General features: G+C 45.4%; 17 protein-coding genes. 12 read left to right on the forward strand and 5 right to left on the reverse strand.

Going from position 1 to position 19,033, the window contains the following annotated elements; all coding sequences use genetic code 11:
• Positions 1-146 precede the first annotated feature (146 nt).
• Both fadA and fadB read right to left on the reverse strand, forming a co-directional pair.
• A complete protein-coding gene (gene fadA / locus GW12_RS12525) occupies positions 147-1,319 on the reverse strand; it encodes an acetyl-CoA C-acyltransferase FadA (RefSeq protein ID WP_034588021.1) in 1,173 nt (390 codons plus the stop codon).
• A 12-nt stretch (positions 1,320-1,331) separates the two neighbouring features.
• Positions 1,332-3,485 carry a fatty acid oxidation complex subunit alpha FadB gene (fadB, locus tag GW12_RS12530; RefSeq protein WP_034588022.1) on the reverse strand — a complete coding sequence of 718 codons (2,154 nt, stop codon included), beginning with the start codon at positions 3,483-3,485 and terminating at the stop codon, positions 1,332-1,334.
• A gap of 473 nt (positions 3,486-3,958) precedes the next feature.
• On the opposite strand from fadB, the gene lpxO reads away from it, so the two are divergent.
• Positions 3,959-4,876 carry a lipid A hydroxylase LpxO gene (lpxO, locus tag GW12_RS12535; protein WP_034588024.1) on the forward strand — a complete coding sequence of 306 codons (918 nt, stop codon included), beginning with the start codon at positions 3,959-3,961 and terminating at the stop codon, positions 4,874-4,876.
• Positions 4,877-4,984: 108 nt separating this feature from the next.
• Entirely contained in the window at positions 4,985-5,395 is a 411-nt protein-coding gene (locus tag GW12_RS12540; protein WP_034588025.1) for a PH domain-containing protein, read from the forward strand.
• 42 nt (positions 5,396-5,437) lie between these two features.
• Here the strand turns inward: GW12_RS12540 and GW12_RS12545 are convergent, their stop codons facing one another.
• Complete coding sequence (locus GW12_RS12545; protein WP_034588028.1) at positions 5,438-6,490, reverse strand: AAA family ATPase; 1,053 nt, start codon at positions 6,488-6,490, stop codon at positions 5,438-5,440.
• Positions 6,491-6,716: 226 nt separating this feature from the next.
• Here GW12_RS12545 and uvrC point away from each other — a divergent pair, with 226 nt between their 5' ends.
• From uvrC to pgsA, 3 genes are all read left to right on the forward strand, one after another.
• Positions 6,717-8,516, forward strand: coding sequence for an excinuclease ABC subunit UvrC (uvrC, locus tag GW12_RS12550; RefSeq protein WP_034588031.1), 1,800 nt, complete (start codon positions 6,717-6,719; stop codon positions 8,514-8,516).
• A gap of 125 nt (positions 8,517-8,641) precedes the next feature.
• Positions 8,642-9,436: a thioesterase family protein gene (locus GW12_RS12555; RefSeq protein WP_034588035.1), complete on the forward strand. Its 795-nt coding sequence runs from the start codon at positions 8,642-8,644 to the stop codon at positions 9,434-9,436.
• A 108-nt stretch (positions 9,437-9,544) separates the two neighbouring features.
• The gene (gene pgsA, locus GW12_RS12560; RefSeq protein WP_034588037.1) at positions 9,545-10,132 is read left to right on the forward strand and encodes a CDP-diacylglycerol--glycerol-3-phosphate 3-phosphatidyltransferase; all 588 of its coding nucleotides are present in this window, start codon (positions 9,545-9,547) and stop codon (positions 10,130-10,132) included.
• Between the two features lie 815 nt (positions 10,133-10,947).
• On the opposite strand, the gene GW12_RS12570 is transcribed toward pgsA, so the two are convergent.
• Complete coding sequence (locus tag GW12_RS12570) at positions 10,948-11,223, reverse strand: oxidative damage protection protein (RefSeq protein ID WP_034588041.1); 276 nt, start codon at positions 11,221-11,223, stop codon at positions 10,948-10,950.
• 29 nt (positions 11,224-11,252) lie between these two features.
• Positions 11,253-12,683: an argininosuccinate lyase gene (gene argH, locus GW12_RS12575; protein ID WP_034588042.1), complete on the reverse strand. Its 1,431-nt coding sequence runs from the start codon at positions 12,681-12,683 to the stop codon at positions 11,253-11,255.
• On the opposite strand from argH, the gene GW12_RS12580 reads away from it, so the two are divergent.
• The 7 genes from GW12_RS12580 to GW12_RS12610 all read left to right on the forward strand — a co-directional run bounded on the left by GW12_RS12580 (position 12,674) and on the right by GW12_RS12610 (position 18,905).
• Positions 12,674-13,828 carry a sensor histidine kinase gene (locus GW12_RS12580; protein ID WP_034588045.1) on the forward strand — a complete coding sequence of 385 codons (1,155 nt, stop codon included), beginning with the start codon at positions 12,674-12,676 and terminating at the stop codon, positions 13,826-13,828. The genes argH and GW12_RS12580 overlap by 10 nt on opposite strands.
• A gap of 54 nt (positions 13,829-13,882) precedes the next feature.
• Entirely contained in the window at positions 13,883-14,623 is a 741-nt protein-coding gene (locus GW12_RS12585; protein WP_034588048.1) for a LytTR family DNA-binding domain-containing protein, read from the forward strand.
• A 106-nt stretch (positions 14,624-14,729) separates the two neighbouring features.
• A complete protein-coding gene (hemC, locus tag GW12_RS12590) occupies positions 14,730-15,650 on the forward strand; it encodes a hydroxymethylbilane synthase (protein ID WP_034588049.1) in 921 nt (306 codons plus the stop codon).
• 6 nt (positions 15,651-15,656) lie between these two features.
• Entirely contained in the window at positions 15,657-16,436 is a 780-nt protein-coding gene (locus tag GW12_RS12595) for a uroporphyrinogen-III synthase (RefSeq protein ID WP_034588052.1), read from the forward strand.
• Positions 16,433-17,263, forward strand: coding sequence for a hypothetical protein (locus GW12_RS12600; protein WP_034588054.1), 831 nt, complete (start codon positions 16,433-16,435; stop codon positions 17,261-17,263). Before GW12_RS12595 ends, GW12_RS12600 begins: the two co-directional genes overlap by 4 nt.
• Before the next feature lie 6 nt (positions 17,264-17,269).
• Positions 17,270-18,463, forward strand: coding sequence for a hypothetical protein (locus GW12_RS12605; RefSeq protein WP_034588055.1), 1,194 nt, complete (start codon positions 17,270-17,272; stop codon positions 18,461-18,463).
• A 13-nt stretch (positions 18,464-18,476) separates the two neighbouring features.
• The gene (locus GW12_RS12610; protein WP_034588058.1) at positions 18,477-18,905 is read left to right on the forward strand and encodes a thioesterase family protein; all 429 of its coding nucleotides are present in this window, start codon (positions 18,477-18,479) and stop codon (positions 18,903-18,905) included.
• Positions 18,906-19,033: the final 128 nt, after the last annotated feature.

Raw genomic sequence — 19,033 nt, forward strand, 5'->3', positions numbered from 1 at the left:
CAATTGCGAGTTGAAAAAGTCTAATGATTCTATGAATACACCTAACTTTTTCAACTAACTACAAATGTGTCGCACTTGGGATTTGAATCTGCGAAAATAAAAAATCCCCGCCGAAGCGAGGATTTTTTGATCGAAGTATTTAAGAATTAAACACGTTCGATAATGGTCGCGATACCTTGACCCAGACCAATACACATGGTCGCAAGACCGATTTGAGTATCTTGCTGCTCCATTACATTTAGCAGGGTAGTCGTGATACGTGCACCAGAACAACCCAATGGGTGACCCAACGCAATCGCACCACCGTTCAGGTTTACGATGTCCTGTTTCTCGTACAAACCTAAGCCTTTCAGTACAGACAGACCTTGTGCAGCGAATGCTTCGTTTAGCTCAACGGTCTGCATGTCTTCAATTTTCAGGCCAGCACGTTTCAGCGCTTTCTGAGTTGCTGGTACAGGACCATAACCCATGATCGCAGCGTCACAGCCTGCAACCGCCATAGAACGGATCACTGCACGTGGTTTTAGACCAAGCGCCTGAGCACGTTCAGCAGACATCAGCAGCATTGCAGATGCACCGTCAGACAGCGCAGAAGAAGTCGCAGCAGTTACCGAACCACCTTTAGGGTCGAATACTGGTTTCAGTGCTTTGAACGCTTCCAGGTTCGCATCTGGACGGATTACTTCGTCGATGTCGCACAGTTTTCTAAAGCCGTTCGCATCATGACCTTCGATCCCGATGATTTCGTTCTTGAAACGGCCTTCCTGAGTTGCAGCCCAAGCACGGCGGTGAGATTCAACACCGAACGCATCTTGTTCTTCACGGGTAATGCCATTCATGCGACCTAACATTTCAGCAGTTAAGCCCATCATGTTAGATGCTTTTGCATAGTGTTTAGATGCTTCTGGGTTCAGGTCGATGCCGTGCATCATGCCAACGTGACCCATGTGTTCTACACCACCGATGATGAAGATATCACCCTGGCCAGTTGCGATTTGCGCAGCTGCGGTGTGGATTGCCTGCATAGAAGAACCACACAGACGGTTTACCGTTTGACCTGCAACAGTTTTAGGAAGATCCGCCAGCAACGCGATGTTACGCGCGATGTTCATGCCTTGTTCAAGCGTCTGGTTGACACAACCCCAGATCACGTCTTCAACTTCGTTGACATCGAATTGGTTACGAGCAACCAGCGCACGTACCAGTTCAGCAGAAAGGCTGTCAGCACGTACATTGCGGAACATACCATTTTTGGATTTACCCATTGCTGAACGTACGCCATCAACGATGACAACGTCACGTGGATTTAAAGTAGCCATTCACGTTGCTCCTTAACCGTAGAATTTTTTATTGTTAGCAGCCATGTCGCGCAGAGATTGCGGCGCTTCATAAGCTTTCCCTAAATGTGCGTACTTGTCGCAAAGCGCAACGTACTCAGCTACACCAGTTTGGTCGATGTAACGGCATGGGCCACCACGGAATGGAGGGAAGCCTACACCCATGATCATTGCCATGTCTGCTTCAGCAGGTGTTGCAACGATGTTGTCTTCCAGACAACGAACAGTTTCGTTACAGAATGCCAGCATCATGCGGTCAATGATCTCTTGCGGATCGAATTCACGTTTTTCAGCGGTTGCAACAGAAGCCACAAGTTCGTAAGCAGTTGGGTCAACCTGTTTCGCTTTCTTGCCTTTCTTGTCCAGTTCGTACTTGTAGAAACCAACGTCGTTTTTCTGACCTAGACGTTTGTTTTCGTACATCACCTGGATTGAACCTTTGAAGTCTGGCTTCATACGGTCCGGGAAGCCTTCCGCCATGACTTCTGCACCGTGAACGCCAGTGTCGATACCAACCACGTCCATCAGGTAAGCAGGGCCCATAGGCCAGCCGAATTTTTCCATCACTTTGTCAACTTGCTGGAAGTCAGCACCGTCTTTCAGTAACAGGTCAAATGCACCGAAGTAAGGGAACAGTACACGGTTTACCAGGAAGCCCGGACAGTCATTCACCACGATTGGTGTTTTACCCATTTTCTGGGCAAGAACAACGGTAGTCGCGATTGCTTCAGGAGAAGTTTTTTCACCGCGGATGACTTCTACCAGTGGCATCATGTGTACCGGGTTGAAGAAGTGCATACCCACGAAGTTCTCAGGACGCTCCAGGTTTTCAGCCAGACGTGTGATTGAGATGGTAGACGTGTTAGAAGCAATGATCGTATTTTCACGCACTTTCGCTTCAGTTTCTTTCAGTACGATGCCTTTCACTTTCGGGTTTTCAGTAACCGCTTCAATCACGATGTCGACTTCTTTAAACTCGTCATAGCTTAAAGTCGGACGGATGCGCGCCAGCGTTTCACCCATTTGTGCCGGTTTCATCTTCTTGCGTTCAACCTGCTTGGTCAGCAATTTGTTCGCTTCAGACATACCTAAGGCCAGTTGCGGGTTGCCGATGTCTTTCATGATGATTGGGGTGCCTTTGCTTGCCGCCTGGTAAGCAATACCGCCACCCATGATACCCGCGCCTAGAACAGCTGCTTGATTGACAGGGTGAGCACCTTTCTCATATTTCTTCGAAGTTTTCTTCACCACCTGATCGTTCAGGAACAGGCCGATCAATGCACCCGCTTGAGGTGTTACCGCAGCTTTTGCAAAGCCTTGTGCTTCTGCTTTCAATGCTTCGTTACGTGGAAGGCTTGCACCTGCCTGTAAAGAATCCAGCATTAATTTTGGCGCAGGGTATTGAGCAGGGTTTGCTTTCGCAAGAACCGCACCTTTTGCCGTATTGAACGCCATCATTTGCTCAAGCATGCTCAGTTTTACAGGATCAAGTTTTTCCTGACGTTTTGCTTTCCAGTCCAGACGACCTTCAATGGCTTGTTTTACCAGGTCAATGGCAGCTTCTTGCAGTTTGTCTGCAGCTACCACTGCATCTACAGCACCGTCTTTCAGTGCAGCAGCTGGCTTTTTAGGGTTCGCCATTGCCATCCATTCAACGGCATTGTCGATACCAATCACACGGCTTAAACGAACTGTACCGCCGAAACCAGGGAAGATACCCAGTTTGATTTCTGGAAGGCCAACCTGTGCCTGTTCTGACATCACACGGTAGTCACACACTAAGCACATTTCGAAGCCGCCGCCCAATGCCATACCATTGATTGCAGCAACTTTAGGAATATCTAAATCTTCAAAAGAGTTGAAAATGTCGTGAACAGGCAGTGCCCATTCCACAATAGCTTGTTCGCCTTGTGCAAAGTTTTCACCAAACTCTGTGATATCTGCACCCACGATAAATGTCGATTTACCTGAAGTGACAATTAAACCTTTGATGTCTGCGTTTGATTTCACCGCTTCAATCGCAGCTTTGAAATCTTCAATTGTTGCACGGTTAAATTTGTTGACCGACTCACCTTGTAAGTCAAAGCGGAATTCTGCAATTCCGTCCGAAAGCATTTGGACGGTAATGGCATTGCCAGCGTGGATCATGCCTGATCTCCTTTATTCTGGAGGACTTCTAAGTTGATGTTTTGAAGCTTGTACGCGTATCCTGCGCACTTTTTTGCCTCGCTAATCTTACGATAACTATATCTAAAAAGAACATAACAAGTTGTATCAAGCCGTGACGCAAGGGTCATCTATTTTTGAAGGGTTGAGACAAGGTTTTATGTGTCTTTTTAAAGCGGCTGAGTTCACTTATAAGTGAAGGTTTTGTTTCAGCTTGATTTTTTTATCGGGACTCAAGCTTATATTGGGCGAAGCAGCAGTATTTCAAGCCAAAAAAACTTTACTTTTTCTGTCAAAAAGGTCAATTGCAGACTAGAGGGACTGATCTGTAAGCAATCCATATTTGGCTGTGCCGATGGAGAGCATCGCCCATTTTTTCACATTTGCTATAATGCCGGCCTTTGAAAATATGTAAATCAATTCAGGAACATCATCCTGAAAGTTTAGGTAATTTTATGATCAAGTGGCTTATATTGGCGATATTTGTCATATCTGCCTTATATATTCAGCAACGGGGTAAGGTACGTCATACGTTTTACCGCCAGTTTTTCGACCATTCCACGATCCTGGCACCGATTAATTTTTTGATGTACCTGTTTTCCAGAGTACCCAACCAGCCTTATATCGACACCCAGCATTTCAAGGATCTGAAAGTTCTGGATGAAAACTGGGAAATGATTCGGGATGAAGCCAAAGCCTTATATGCCCAAGGTGGGATCAAGGCCTCCAGCAGTTATGATGATTTGGGCTTTAACTCTTTCTTTAAAACCGGCTGGAAGCGTTTTTACCTGAAATGGTATGACTCGGCACATCCTTCTGCGATGGAACTCTGCCCAAAAACGACAGCATTGTTAAAGACTCTGCCAACCATTAAAGCTGCCATGTTTACCGAACTGGCACCGGATAGCCGTCTGGTACGACACCGTGATCCGTATGCCGGTTCGTTGCGTTATCACCTGGGACTGATGACTCCAAATGATGACCGCTGCTTTATTGATGTCGATGGTCAGAAATATTCCTGGCGTGATGGCGAAAGTGTGGTGTTTGATGAAACCTACATCCACTATGCCGAAAACAAGACCGACCAGAACCGGATCATTTTCTTTGCCGATGTCGAACGCCCATTAAAGACCCGCTGGATGGAACGTTTTAACCACTGGTTTGGCAAGAACGTGATGACGGCTGCGAGTTCACCAAATGAAGCGGGGGATCAGACAGGCGGCCTGAACAAGGTCTTTGGTTATGTGTATCAGATCCGCATCAAAGCCAAAGCACTGAAGAAGAAAAACCGCACGCTGTACTATTTCCTGAAATGGTTCCTGATGTGGGGTATTTTCTTCCTGATCTTTATCCGGCCTTATGTGTTTCATTAAGTCACTGAAAAACGCGCTGTGGCGCGTTTTTTTATGCCAGAATCAACAGTAAAAGTAACTGAAATCAGGTATAAGTTTCAGTTGCACTGCAACACATGAGGGGGGTGTATGCAGAAGTTTCGTTCCAAGAAAGACTGGTGGATTGTCGCCTTTATTGTCTGTATGTCAGGACTGTTATTGCAGTTATTACTGGTGATGCAGGCCAAAGGCACATTAGAACAGTATCCGCTACATTCTACGGTGTATATGCTGACTATTGCGGTGCTGTGGTGGCCTTTGCTCAGCACACGTTACATTGTTGAAAATGGCATCCTAACTGTTCGCAGTGTGTGGCTGAAATGGCAGATTCCATTGTCCAGTATCCAGCAGATCCAGCCGACTGATCTGTCCAGTATCGCCCCGGCTTTGTCTTTAAAGCGTCTAAAAATTGACTATGAAGAAAATGGGGTAAAGAAATTTATTCTGGTTTCTCCTAAAGATCAGGCGGCCTTTATTCAGGCAGTTCAACCTAAAGCCTAATCTTGAGAATTCTACCTCTGGTGATTTGGCTGGACTGAAAATTTAACTTGCAGGCTGAATCACCAGCTGACCATCGACACAGTCCAGGTTTAAAGTGAGCTGGTCTGGCTGATTCAAGAAATAGATCGCCAGAATTGGCTCCAGTTCAGTGCGCATTTTACGGCCCAGATGACGGGCACCATAGCGAATGTCATGACCCTGATAGAAATAGGCTTTGGCTGCATCGGTCAGGATCACTGTGCGTTTCTGGTGCTGCAGGCGTTTATTCAGTTTTTCCAGTTCAATTTCCACCAGACGCGGTAGGGCATCATTCTGCACTGCTTGATAGTGCAGGGTACGGTCAATGCGATTCAGAAATTCCGGATCAAACTTGCGCTGCATGACTTTTTCAATAATGCGCTTGGTCGGCATTTTTTTCAGACACAGCTCTTGCATTTTTTGTGGCAGGAAGCTGAGTTTTTCCAGATATTGCTGCGCCGCCTGAGCGCCGACATTACTGGTCATAAAGATCATGCAGTTACGGAAATCAATGGTCTTGGTGCCTGCGGTTAGGGTTAAACGCCCTGTATCCAGTACATTCATCAGGCCTCGAATGACTTCATTCGATGCCTTTTCCAGTTCATCAAACAGCATGATGCCTGGACGGGTGTGACTACCTGCAATGGCTGTTTCATCAAACAGGCTGTGACCTTCTTTGGAGCCAACATAACCCGGAGGTGCACCAGTCAGTGCAGCGGCATAGTGTTCCTGCGCTAGGGTATTCATATCAATCCGGCAGAAGGCATCCGGACGGCCATAAATCGCTTCGGCAATCAGGCGTACGGTTTCAGTTTTACCGACCCCGGTTGGCCCCAGCATCAGCGTGACAGACAGCGGACGCTCCGGGTTGGAAAAATCCGCCTTGACCACATGCAGCATTTTCTCAATTTCATCCAGTGCTGCATCTTGTCCGATAATGCGCTCACGCAACAGCTGCATTACTTCTTTGGGCTCAAAATGGAAGCGTGGCTTGCCAATCAGGCGGTCACGTTCCGAAGCGCTATGCGTAGAAGTGGCAGGTCGAACAATATGTGGACCAGAGGACTGCACGGTCATCCTGAAAATCTCAAACTGGGATGCGCTGAGCATAGCAAAGATATCAATTGAAAATTATAGCTTTTAGCAATCAAATCATTATGCTCAGCTTATAAATTCATCAGGATGTCTGCTTGGCAAAAACAGCGAATGCATAGCTTTGATGGTAATTTTGTCAACATGCTTGAAAATCAGGCATCAAGCATCACATTATTCTGCATATTGCATGTGAAAAAATAGGTAGCAGGTGAACGAGAACGCGCGTCCCCATATTGAAAAAATCCTGGCGAATATGACCACGCTTCCGGGGGTGTACCGGATGTATGGCAAGGATGGCGAACTGCTGTATGTGGGCAAGGCGAAAAACCTGAAAAATCGCGTTTCCAGCTACTTTGTCAAGACGATTGAGCACCCAAAAACTCAGGCGTTGGTGGCCCGCATTTACGATATTCAGACCTTGGTGGTGCGCTCTGAAACCGAAGCGCTGCTGCTGGAACAGAACCTGATCAAGCTGCATCGTCCGCCGTATAACATCATGCTGCGTGACGACAAATCCTATGTCTATATTTTTATATCCAGTGACAAGCCTTATCCGCGCATTGCCGCAGGGCGGGGCAAAGGCAAGCATCAGGCGGGCAAGTTTTTTGGGCCTTATCCCAGTGCCTACAATGCCCGCGATACGCTGGTGATCCTGCAAAAACTGTTCAATGTGCGTCAATGTGAAAACAGCTATTTTGCCCAGCGCAAGCGTCCGTGTCTGCAATACCAGATTAAGCGTTGTTCCGGTCCCTGTGTGGGCCTGATTTCACCTGAGGATTATCAGGAAGACGTGAATAACTCGATCCGCTTTCTGCAAGGCGATACCAAGGAGCTGAACCAGCAGTTGATCGCCAAGATGGAAGAGGCGGCAGAAAAGCTCGAATTTGAAAAAGCGGTGTTCTACCGCGATCGTATGGCTTTGTTGCGTGATGTGCAGGCCCAGCAAGCAATTTACAAAGTGAAAGGCGAAGCGGATATTTTGGCGATTGCCCACCAGGCTGGGGTGACCTGTGTACAGATCATGCATGTGCGCAATGGCAAGATGCTCGGCGGCAAGAGCTATTTCCCGGATATGCAGGGTGATGATCTGGGCCAGATGCTGAATGACTTTATTGCCAATTTCTACTTCCAAGTTGCCGATGAAATTCCGGCAGAACTGATCGTCAATGTCGATGTGACTGATCGCAAGGAGTTGGAGCAGGCTTTATCTCAGCATTTTGAAAAGAAAATTCAGATCAAGTCCAAGGTGCGGGAAACCCGGGCGGAATGGCTGGAGTTGGCACAGATGAATGTGCTGCAAGGCATCAAGACCAAGCTGGCCAATCACTTTGAGCTGAATGAACGTTTTCATCAGCTGGAGCAGGTGGTGGGTCGTCCAATAGACCGAATTGAATGTTTTGATATCTCACATACCATGGGCGAAGAAACCGTAGCGTCTTGTGTGGTGTTTGATTCAGGTGGTGCACGGAAACGTGATTATCGCCAGTTTTCTATCCAAGACATCCAGGCAGGCGATGACTATGCCGCGATGCGTCAGGCACTGACCCGACGTTATAAGAAGCACATGCTGCCAGACCTGTTGCTGATTGATGGTGGTAAAGGACAGCTACACATGGCGATGGAAGTCATGCAAGATCTTGGTCTGGAGGCCTTTATGGTCGGTGTATCCAAAGGTGAAGGGCGTAAACCGGGTCTGGAAACTCTACACTTTACCGATGGTACCAAGATTCAGTTGCCGGAGGATCACAAGGCACTGCACCTGATCCAGCAGGTGCGGGATGAAGCACACCGTTTTGCCATTACCCGACATCGTGCCAAACGTGATAAGAAACGTGGCTCATCGGTGCTGGAAGTGATTCCGGGTCTGGGGCCGAAACGCCGTCGTGACCTGCTGACCCATTTTGGCGGGATTCAGGGGGTGCTAAAAGCCTCGGAAAAAGATTTACAATTGGTACCTGGGCTGGGGGAGGTGATGGCACGCACCATTTATAAAGTCCTGCATGAATAAAACTGGTATCAAAAACAGCCCACTGATTAGCCAAAATGCTCAGTGACGAGCGAGTCATTGGACATTCACATCCTGTACGTTTTGTTGAATGATACCGAAATTCAATAACAATACAGGGATGAACCATGGCACTGAATCAGGTGTATGCTGCAATCGCAACTGAAGAATGGGTGGATATTCCGGAAGGCTGGCTACAGGGAAGAACCATTTATGGTGGTCTGGCTGCGGCACTGATGATGCAAAAGGCAGTTTTGACCATTAGCGATCCAGCCAAACGTTTATTAAGCACGAGCGTTACTTTTGTTGGCCCATTGCAGCAACGTCCGGTAAGACTCACCGCCGAAATCCTGCGTGAAGGAAAATCAGTAACCACGGTTGAAGTGCGTTTGTGGCAGGATGATGCCGTGCAAAGCATTCTGCTTGCCAGCTTCGGTGTTGCACGTGAATCCAGTATCGAGGTCAGCCAAGAAGCACAGGCACCCGATTATCCAGCACCTGAAACCCTGTTCAAAATTCCCGAGCATTTCAACTTGCCTGAGTGCTTCGTTAACTTTGATCTGGTCTGGGCAGAGATGAACTTGCCTTGTACAGGAAGTTCACATCCAGACTTTGGTGGTTGGTGTCGTTTTAATCCTGAACGGCATCCGGAGCGGAATTTTGAACTGGCCGATCTGATGGCACTCTTTGATATCTGGCCACCCGGTGTGCTACCGATGTTCAAGCAAATTGCACCAGCTAGCAGCCTGACCTGGACCGTCACCCATGTGCATCCCTTAAAGCATCAGCTGAATAATTGGTTTAAATATAAAGTGTTTACCGATCATGCTGCAGATGGTTATTCCACTGAACATGCCTATCTCTGGGATGAAGAAAATCGCCTGATTGCGATTGCCAGACAGACAGTGACGGTCTTTGCCTAGTGACACTACAGGTCAATTCGTATAAAGTGAAGTTATATTAACGATGGATTAAACCTCAATAAAAATGTGCATTTTCATCGTACATGAGGGGAACAATTGGCGGTGTCTATGACTACAGGTCGTATCCTGAATATTCCAAACATCTTGACCCTGGCACGTATTGTCCTGATTCCGGTCTTTCTTTTGGTGGCATATTGGCCGCCTGCTATGGGGCTTGATAACAGCAATCCGGATATGACTCGCCACATGCTGCTGACGGCGATTTTTGTGATTGCGGCGGTGACAGACTGGTTTGATGGCTATCTGGCCAGAACACTGAACCAGACCTCGGCCTTTGGCCGTTTCCTGGATCCGGTAGCGGACAAGCTGATGGTGGCGGCGGCACTCATCGTGTTGGTGCAATGGCAGCCAACCGTATCCATGGCCTTTGCTGCGATCGTGATTATCTCGCGTGAAATTACTGTGTCCGCCCTGCGTGAATGGATGGCAGAACTCGGTGCACGTACCAGTGTGGCGGTATCAACTGTGGGTAAATACAAAACAGCCTTCCAGATGATCGCGATTACGGTATTCTTGCTCAACTGGCAGCCACTGGAAATGTTGGCTTATGCCTTGCTGTATACAGCAGTGGTATTGACCTTATGGTCGATGATGATTTACCTGAAAGCGGCCTGGCCATACCTGAAACAGCCTTAAACAGATTCTGAAAATAAAGCTCCAATTACTGGGGCTTTTTTTATGTGCAAGACAAAAGTGACAGACAAAAAAACACCCAGCCTTTGGGGGAAGAACTGGGCGTGAAATCGGGGATATTTATCGCTATTATACAAAGATGTTGCCATCTTCTTGAGTTCTATTATAAGAAGCTGATTTTTTAATTCATGTACATTCTTGTAGTCAAATGTTGCAGTTCGTAGAGTGGCATGTATCTGATATTTACAATCCATTATTTTGAAACAAATTAAATATTTATTTTAAGCTAAGCCAATGATTTATAGTTTTAAATCTGTTAAATATGAGCCTGAAAAATAATTTTAATTGATTAGTAAAATTTTATAGTAGTCGTAATTTTTGTCTAAAAATTTAACCCAAAGCTGGGTTATGTATATTGTACTTTAGGGAAATAAAAGACTGGGCTGAATTTCTTGAAGAAATGAATAATTTCTATTGATCAAAATAATAGAGTTTAATTAAAGATAATATTTAGAATTCCTTGGTTGTATTTAACGGAATTTTCTTCTTTTTGTGAAAATTTTGGACCTAAGTAATTGAAAAATAGCCTTTAAAAAATCTTCTAGTCTTGCGTAACTTTTAGGATTTTTAGGGCAATAAAAATCCTCTAGTAAATAGGGGATTCTTTTTAAATTAAAGCCTATGCGCAGCATAGCTGCTTGTCTGCGGCGTGGCGGAGCAGTGCTTTTGATATAAGAAAAGCTCCGTTCAAGGAGCTTTTCAAATGTTGACCTACGCGCACCTTCGGTGCTTGTCTTGCAGAAAAATAAGGCAGCGCCTTATTTTTCTTCAGGCTTTAGCCCTTCAGCTTTTTCCAATGATTCATCATTGTTGAAGAACTTCTCACGTTGCTCTTCCAGAAACTTCTTCGCATCTGGTTCAAACACGTTAAGACGCTTTTCATTGATCAGCGTGGTCTGGTGTTTAAGCCATTCCTGCCAAGCCTGTTTAGATACGGTGTCAAACAGTTCCTGACCCTTTGCACCCGGGAATGGTGCAAAGTCCAAGCCTTCCATTTCTTTTTGATATTTACGGCAAAATACTTGTCGAGACATATCAATACTCCAAATTTAAGCGAATACCATTAAGCGTAAAGTTTTTCCAGGCGGGCATAAGCGCGTTGAATTGCTGCTTCGACTTGTGCTGGTGAAGTACCACCAATGTGGTTACGTGCATTCACTGATGCTTCAAGGGTTAAGGCTTTTTCAAATACATCCGCCTGAATCAGTGGTGAAAACTGCTGTAACTGTTCCAGTGTCAGTTCAGACAGGTCTTTACCTTCCTGAACACCCAAAGCTACTGCTTTACCGACGATTTCGTGTGCATCACGGAAGGCAACGCCATTTTTCACCAGGTAGTCAGCTAAGTCAGTCGCAGTAGAGAAACCACGTAGGGCTGCTTCACGCATGATTTCGACATTTGGAACCAGTGCAGGAATCATGTCAGCAAATGCCATCAATGAACCGCGAACGGTATCGATTGCATCAAATAATGGCTCTTTGTCTTCCTGGTTGTCTTTGTTGTATGCCAATGGTTGACCTTTCATCAGGGTCAACAGGCTCATCAGGTCGCCATAGACACGGCCAGTCTTACCACGAATCAACTCAGGCACATCCGGGTTTTTCTTCTGTGGCATGATGGAAGAGCCAGTACAGAAACGGTCTGGAATATTTACAAATTTGAACTGTGCAGAAGTCCACAGGATCATTTCTTCTGACATACGAGACAGATGCATCATGATCAGGGAAGCTGCCGCATTGAATTCGATACCGAAATCACGATCAGATACCGCATCCAGCGAGTTTTCAGCTACAGCCTCAAAACCTAATAGTTCAGCCGTATAAGCACGATCGATTGGATAAGTCGTACCTGCTAAAGCTGCGGAACCTAAAGGCATACGGTTGACGCGTTTACGGCAGTCAATCAGACGCTCAGAGTCACGTACCAGCATTTCAAACCATGCCAGCAGGTGGTGACCAAAAGTCACAGGCTGTGCAGTTTGTAGATGGGTGAAGCCAGGCATGATGGTATTGGTATTTTTTGCTGCCAGACCCAGAATACCTTTTTGTAATTTTTCCAGTAGTTTTAAGATTTCATCAATCTCGTCACGTACATATAGGCGGATATCCGTTGCTACCTGGTCATTACGGCTACGGCCGGTATGCAGTTTTTTACCGGTAATGCCGATGCGCTGAGTCAGACGTGACTCAATGTTCATGTGCACATCTTCAAGGTCAATGCGCCATTCGAAGTTACCTGCTTCAATATCCGCTTTAATCGCGTTCAGGCCAGTAATGATGTCATCACGTTCTCGTTCAGTCAGCACGCCCACTTTTGCAAGCATGGTTGCATGCGCAATTGAACCCGCAATATCTTGTTTATAAAAACGTTGGTCAAATTGTACAGATGCTGTAAATTCAGCAACAAAAGCATCAGTCGCTTCAGAGAAACGACCGCCCCACATGCCAGAAGTTTGGGCTTGTGATGGATTTGAGGAATTAGAAGATGTGGTCATGTCGGCTCAATAAGATTAAAAGCAGTAGAACGAAAAAGAGTATAGCAAATTCAACGGCACTTGCCGAAGTTCCATCTGCTCAATCTTCTGCTGAGCTGATGGGTCACAAGGAATTTTCCTATTTCTTTGGCTTGATTGGAAATTGGCGCTATCTGTTGGAGCTATTTGTTGGCGGCAATGTTCTGGCACTAGTGCTGAGTCTGGCTGAAGCCCAGTCTTGGCAGGCGCTGAATCTGACTCATCTGTTGCAATATGCGCTGTATATCAACTGGGTACTGCTGTGTTTTGCGGCTTTTGTGCAGTTGTTTCACCAGCGCTTTGATCGTATGGGCATTAAAGCTGCCCTCATCGCTGGTTTCTTGTTATTACAAGCCATTGTGTTGGTCACGACAGTGACTTTAAACGTCTTGATACATTTCGGCATAAATTTTCATCTGCGTAGCCTGACGACGGAGATCGCCTTTGATCGCGTGGGGATGCATCTTAGCTTTGGTATTTTGCTGGGAACTTTTTGTTTTCGTTATCTGTATTTAAGAGAACAGTGGTCACGGCAGCATCATAGTGAGTTGAATTCCCGGATTCAGGCCATGCAGGCACGGATTCAGCCACACTTTTTATTTAATAGTTTGAATAGTGCGATTAGTTTGATCAGTATCGATCCAGATAAAGCGGAACATATGCTACTCAATCTATCCCGGTTGTTTCGTGCCAGTTTTCAGGAGTTGAAACTGGTGAGTTTGCAGGAGGAAATTGACCTGTGCCGGCGCTATCTGGAGATTGAACAGATTCGTCTTGGCGAGCGTTTACAGGTCGAATGGAAACTAGAAAACAAGGACTTATACTCACAAGTCCAGATTCCGTTATTGACTTTACAACCACTTTTGGAAAATAGTATTTTCCATGGAGTTGAAAAAATTCTGACAAAGAGTACGATAAGCATATTGATCGAAATCCTGCAGAATCAAATTAGTATCATTATAACAAACCCATATTCACAGGATGATGCAGTATTAAAACGGGGAAATGGTATTGCAATTGAAAATGTTCAACAGCGTTTAAAGGCCTATTATGGGCCATCTGTGATTTTCAGAACTTATGCCGGCAAGGGAATTTATACGACGGTTGTGCAATATCATTATAAATAACAAGAAAATACGGTTAGCTTTATAATAAAGAGATGTTAACTGGAGGAGGGATAAATGGACATCCTGATCTGTGATGATGAGCCACTCGCGGTTGAGCGTCTGGCACGCCTGGTCAGCCAGCTGGGCCATACTGTCGTTGCGACGGCTACCCATGGTCAGCAAGCTATCGATCTGGCACATCAACACGAGCCTGATGTCGTACTACTTGATATTCAAATGCCTGAAATGGACGGTTTGCGCTGTGCGCAGCATTTACGTCAACTCGACCCCATGCCGGCAATTGTATTCTGCACGGCCTATGACCATCATGCGCTGGATGCATTCAAGTCAAATGCAGAAGGCTACTTGCTTAAACCAGTGATGCAACAGGAGTTGTCACAGGTTCTTGAGCATTTAACTAAACTCACCCAAGCTCAAATGAGCCAATTAAAACAAAAAGAAAATATGGAAGAACTCAATGTCAGCCGCCATCAGATTGCGGCAAAAACGTATCGCGGGGTGGAGCTTGTCCCTGTGGAGAATATTTACTATTTCCTGGCTGACCAGAAATATGTCACGGTACGACATAAAAATGGCAGTGTCCTGATCGATGAAACCTTAAAGGACCTAGAACAGGAATTTGGCCAAAATTTCATTCGTATTCATCGTAATGCGCTGGTATCGATTAATTATCTGGATGGCCTGGAAGTGGTCAGCTCAGGACAATACCAGGTGCGCTGCCGTGAGCTGGATGAGCGACTTGCGGTAAGTCGACGTCACTTGCCGTATTTGCGTGAACGCATTCATAAACTTTGATTTATGTGATTTTGATTTGTAAGGGTAACTTGCATAAATTCACTTGCATTTTAAAGTGATCAGGTTAAGTTTAGACTATTGTTCACACGCATTGTATTTGAAATTTATGAAGACCCTTAAAATCGCAACTCGACAAAGTCCGCTTGCATTGTGGCAAGCGGAACATATTCGTGCACGCCTGCAGCAACTACATGCGGATCTGCAGGTGGAGCTGGTGACCTTTGTTACGCAGGGCGATAAAATTCTGGATACACCACTAGCCAAGATTGGCGGTAAGGGTCTGTTTGTTAAAGAACTGGAAGCAGCCTTGCTGGATGGGCGTGCTGATCTGGCGGTGCATTCGATGAAAGATGTGCCGATGGTGCTGCCTGAAGGATTAAGTCTTGCAGTGATCTGTGAGCGTGAAGATCCGTTTGATGCTTTTGTTTCCAATACTTACACAAGCTTTGATGAGCTACCACAGGGTGCTAAAGTCGGGACATCTAGCCTGCGCCGTAAATGCCAGATTCTCAAAGCACGCCCTGACCTGGAAATTATCGATCTGCGAGGGAATGTGGGTACCCGTCTGTCCAAGCTGGATGCAGGTAACTATGATGCCATTATTCTGGCTAGTGCCGGTCTGAAACGTCTTGGTCTGGCGGAACGTATCCGTCATACGATTGTGCCTGAAGTCAGCTTACCTGCCGTAGGACAGGGAGCCTTGGGTTTAGAATGCCGAAGCAACGATCAGGTAGTTCTTGATCTAATCTTGCCTTTATTACATGCAGAAACCGATGCTTGTGTGCGTGCAGAACGTGCTTTCAATGCCTATCTAGAAGGTGGCTGTCAGGTGCCTATCGCGGGTTATGCAACTTTAAATGCTGGCACAATTTCCATTGAGGGCCGTGTCGGCAGTACCGATGGTATAACCCTATTAAAAGCACAGTTGCAGGCAGATGCCAGCGAAGCTGAGCAATTAGGCGTTTCTCTGGCACAAAACCTGTTAGCACAAGGTGCAGGTGAGTTACTTAAAGCCCTGCATTCATAATTTTCTATGCTGTTTATTAATACCCGCCCCCAGGATCGCGCCCAACAACTCACGCAGCAGCTGCAGGTTACGCAGATTCCTGTGGTCGAGCTGCCTTTATTAGAACTGGTTGCACAACCTTGGTCCGCTGAACTTGACCACCTCTATCAGCAGTTGAGTCATGTCCAAGTTATTGTGGTGGTCAGCCCCACTGCGGTTGAGATTGGTATGCAATATCTGCAGCAGGCTGGAATTTCATTGGATTCACTGGCGCATATACAGTGGATTGCAGTCGGAAAAAAGACCGAACAGGCCTTGCTGCAATACGACTTTCAAAGTCATGTACCAGAAGTTGAAACGTCGGAAGGTATGTTGCAACTGCCAGTTTTAAATAATCTGCCACAAGGATCAATGGTGGCTTTTTGGCGTGGTGAAGGCGGGCGCCAGTTTATGATGCAGCAATTGTGTCAGCAGGGTATTAAGGTTCTAAATTTAGTATTGTATCGGCGTCAGTGCCCGCTACAGTCGCAACAGCAAATTCTTCATTTGCTTCCGCAATTACAACAGCAAAATCAATATGCAGTGTTAATTAGTAGTGAAGCCAGCTGGTTAAATTGGTTGGCTTTGCTGAAGCATGATATATTGCTGATTGAAAAAGGAATTTATTTTGTTTTAGGTCTACGTTTGGCCAAAGTTTTGGGGGAATACCGGCAAGATCATGCTACAGCATTTGAAATTATCCAGCTGGAAAGCTTAAATGCAGGTCAGATCGTGCGGGAGATGGAGCAGGTACAGGGGCACTCATGAAAAAATTCTTAATCGTGCTATTGATCGTGGCATTGGCCTGGATGATCAAACTGAGCTATGACCTGTTTAACCTGCGCAGCCAGCAGAATGAACTCAGTACGAACTTTAGCCTGCTCCAGAAACAAAATGCCAATCTGAATGACAATATTGTTGCCTTAAAGCGCCAACTTTCTGCACAGCAGGGACAGAAGTCTCCTGACATTCAAGCACCACAAATCTCGGCGGCTAAAGTCACCCATGATACTGAACTGGTGCGTCAGCAGCTGGATTTGATTGAATTTGCCTTACAGCTACAACAGTATAGTACGGCTGTGGAAAAGCTGAGTCAGTTACAGTTGAATCTGGATAGCTATGCTTTGTCTCCAGCATTAGTGGAAAGTCTAAAAGAGGTTTTGGGTAAAGATCAGATGATGCTACAGCAGTTTATCAATAGTCGTCTGGTACAGCAGAACCGCATTCGTGACATGCTCAATCATATAGATGTGGAAATGGCGAGAGAGATGCAAGCGCCACATCAAATCAATTCTACAGCGTCTGGTTCATTCTGGCAGCGTCTGATTCAAATTGAACCAGCAGCAAAACCAAGTGCCATACTCATGCAGCGTGGCCTTATTTTGAAAGAAGCGCAGTTGCGTTTATTAATGGTGCAGCAGACCTTACAGCAAGGACAGCAGGTGCCCTTTCAGCAGGCTATTAGTGCAGTGATTGAAGTATTGCAGCAGCTCCCGGATGCCAAAAGCCAGCAATGGATCAAACAGCTGGAACAGATGAAAAATACACCACTGACCCCAGTGCCGTCCCTGAATACCCGTACCTTGATGAGCTGATCACGTATGAAACAGATTTTGCTTGCTTATTTGTTGGTCTGCCTGTTTGGAGTCGCGGTCCTCAGTGTGCTGAGTTATGGGCATGGTGCTGGTTATGCCTATTTATACTGGCGTGACTGGCAGGTACAGACCAATTTATGGGTATTGGTTGGCATCCTAGTGATTCTGAGCTTTAGCATGCAAATGCTGTGGTATGTAGTGAAGCGATATCTGACCCGCGAACAGCGTAAAACTGAGAAAGTATTCAGTTTTAGTCATCTACACCCCTATGAGCAATTGGCGGTGATCTGGTTGCTGAATGCAGCACAGGATCAGCGTGATTTTATTCAACAGTCCTTTGCCCAGTCTGGATTATTAAAAGATATTATTCATGCACGATTATCTTGGGGGCAGCAGCATTTTGACGAGGCTTTAAAATCATTAAATCAGTCGAATCCGATGGCATTTGAACTGGCGGAATTACAACGGATTGAAATCTATTTATCTCAGCAGGATGGGCAGCAGGCTTTAACCCATTTAGAATTTTTGAATCAGCATGAATTATCGCCTTGGTTATTTAAGGTGAAATCTGCTTATCAACAGCGTTTAACTAATTTATGGGGGCAATTTGCCTTACAATTCCCATGGTTATATTTACGCTCGACCCAATATGGTCATTTAGAGCAGAATATCAAAACCTTGTGGCTGGAACAGTTATTGCTCGCTTTTGAGCAAGCCACGGAAGATGATTTAAATTATTTGCAGCGGCGTTATTTAGATTTAAGCGATGAAATATTTAGCCGTGATTATGCGGTGAAATTACTCTGGTTGAAACTGTTGTTTAAAATGCCGGAAATGGCAGTTGAGCATGAAAAACTGGCGGTACATTTACTCGAAGAGCAATTTAATCAGGATGTATTCTATTTATGGTTCCAGCAGCAATTATTGCGACAAAATCCCGATTATAAGCTGATTAATCGCCAGATTTCTTTGTGGGAAGAAAAATATACCGCTGTTCCAGTATTAACCTTTGCCAAATGGCATGTCTTGCAGGCAGCAGGTCATGAAGATGAAGCACAGCAATTATTAGAGTTATATCCTGATGATGTGCGTATGAGTTATTTACGGATTAAAGCGGCTTTACAGGGGCAGGACGAGTTACAACGACAACTCAATCAGGTTTTTGAAACCAATACCAATTTCATTCAAACAAAAATTTAAAAAAGGGAAATATATGCAATCACTCGCACAGTATCCGGTGATCTTAGATCAACGCGTGGCTTGGGGAGACATGGATGCGTTTGGTCATGTCAATAATGTGATGTATTACCGTTATATCGAAAGTGCGCGTCTGCTGTATCTGGAGCGCTTAAATATTTTAATGGGTGCATTAGTGACTGTGGTTGCAACCAATCAATGCCGTTATTTAAAACCGGTGGTTTATCCGGATCAGTTAAAAATTGGCACGCGTATAGACGAAATCGGTCGTACTTCATTCAAAATGAGTTATATATTATGGAGTGAACAGCAGCAGAGTATTGTGGCGACTTCAGAAGCAGTTTTAGTCTGTATTAATAAACATACTGGGCAAAAAATGGAAATTCCGGAAGATATTCAAAAAATAATCAGAGAACTAGAAAATACTGTTGGGCATATAATTTAAGACGAGAAAAAAAAGTATTTAATTTGTAATTTATTTATTATTTGTCTTATCCGTATAAACTTTTTTATTGAATAAATGATTTAATCTAAATATCATAAAAAAGTTATTTAATAGACCTCTTGCGAAAG

Source organism: Acinetobacter sp. HR7 (genome assembly GCF_000773685.1).
GTDB classification, from domain to species: Bacteria; Pseudomonadota; Gammaproteobacteria; order Pseudomonadales; family Moraxellaceae; genus Acinetobacter; species Acinetobacter thermotolerans.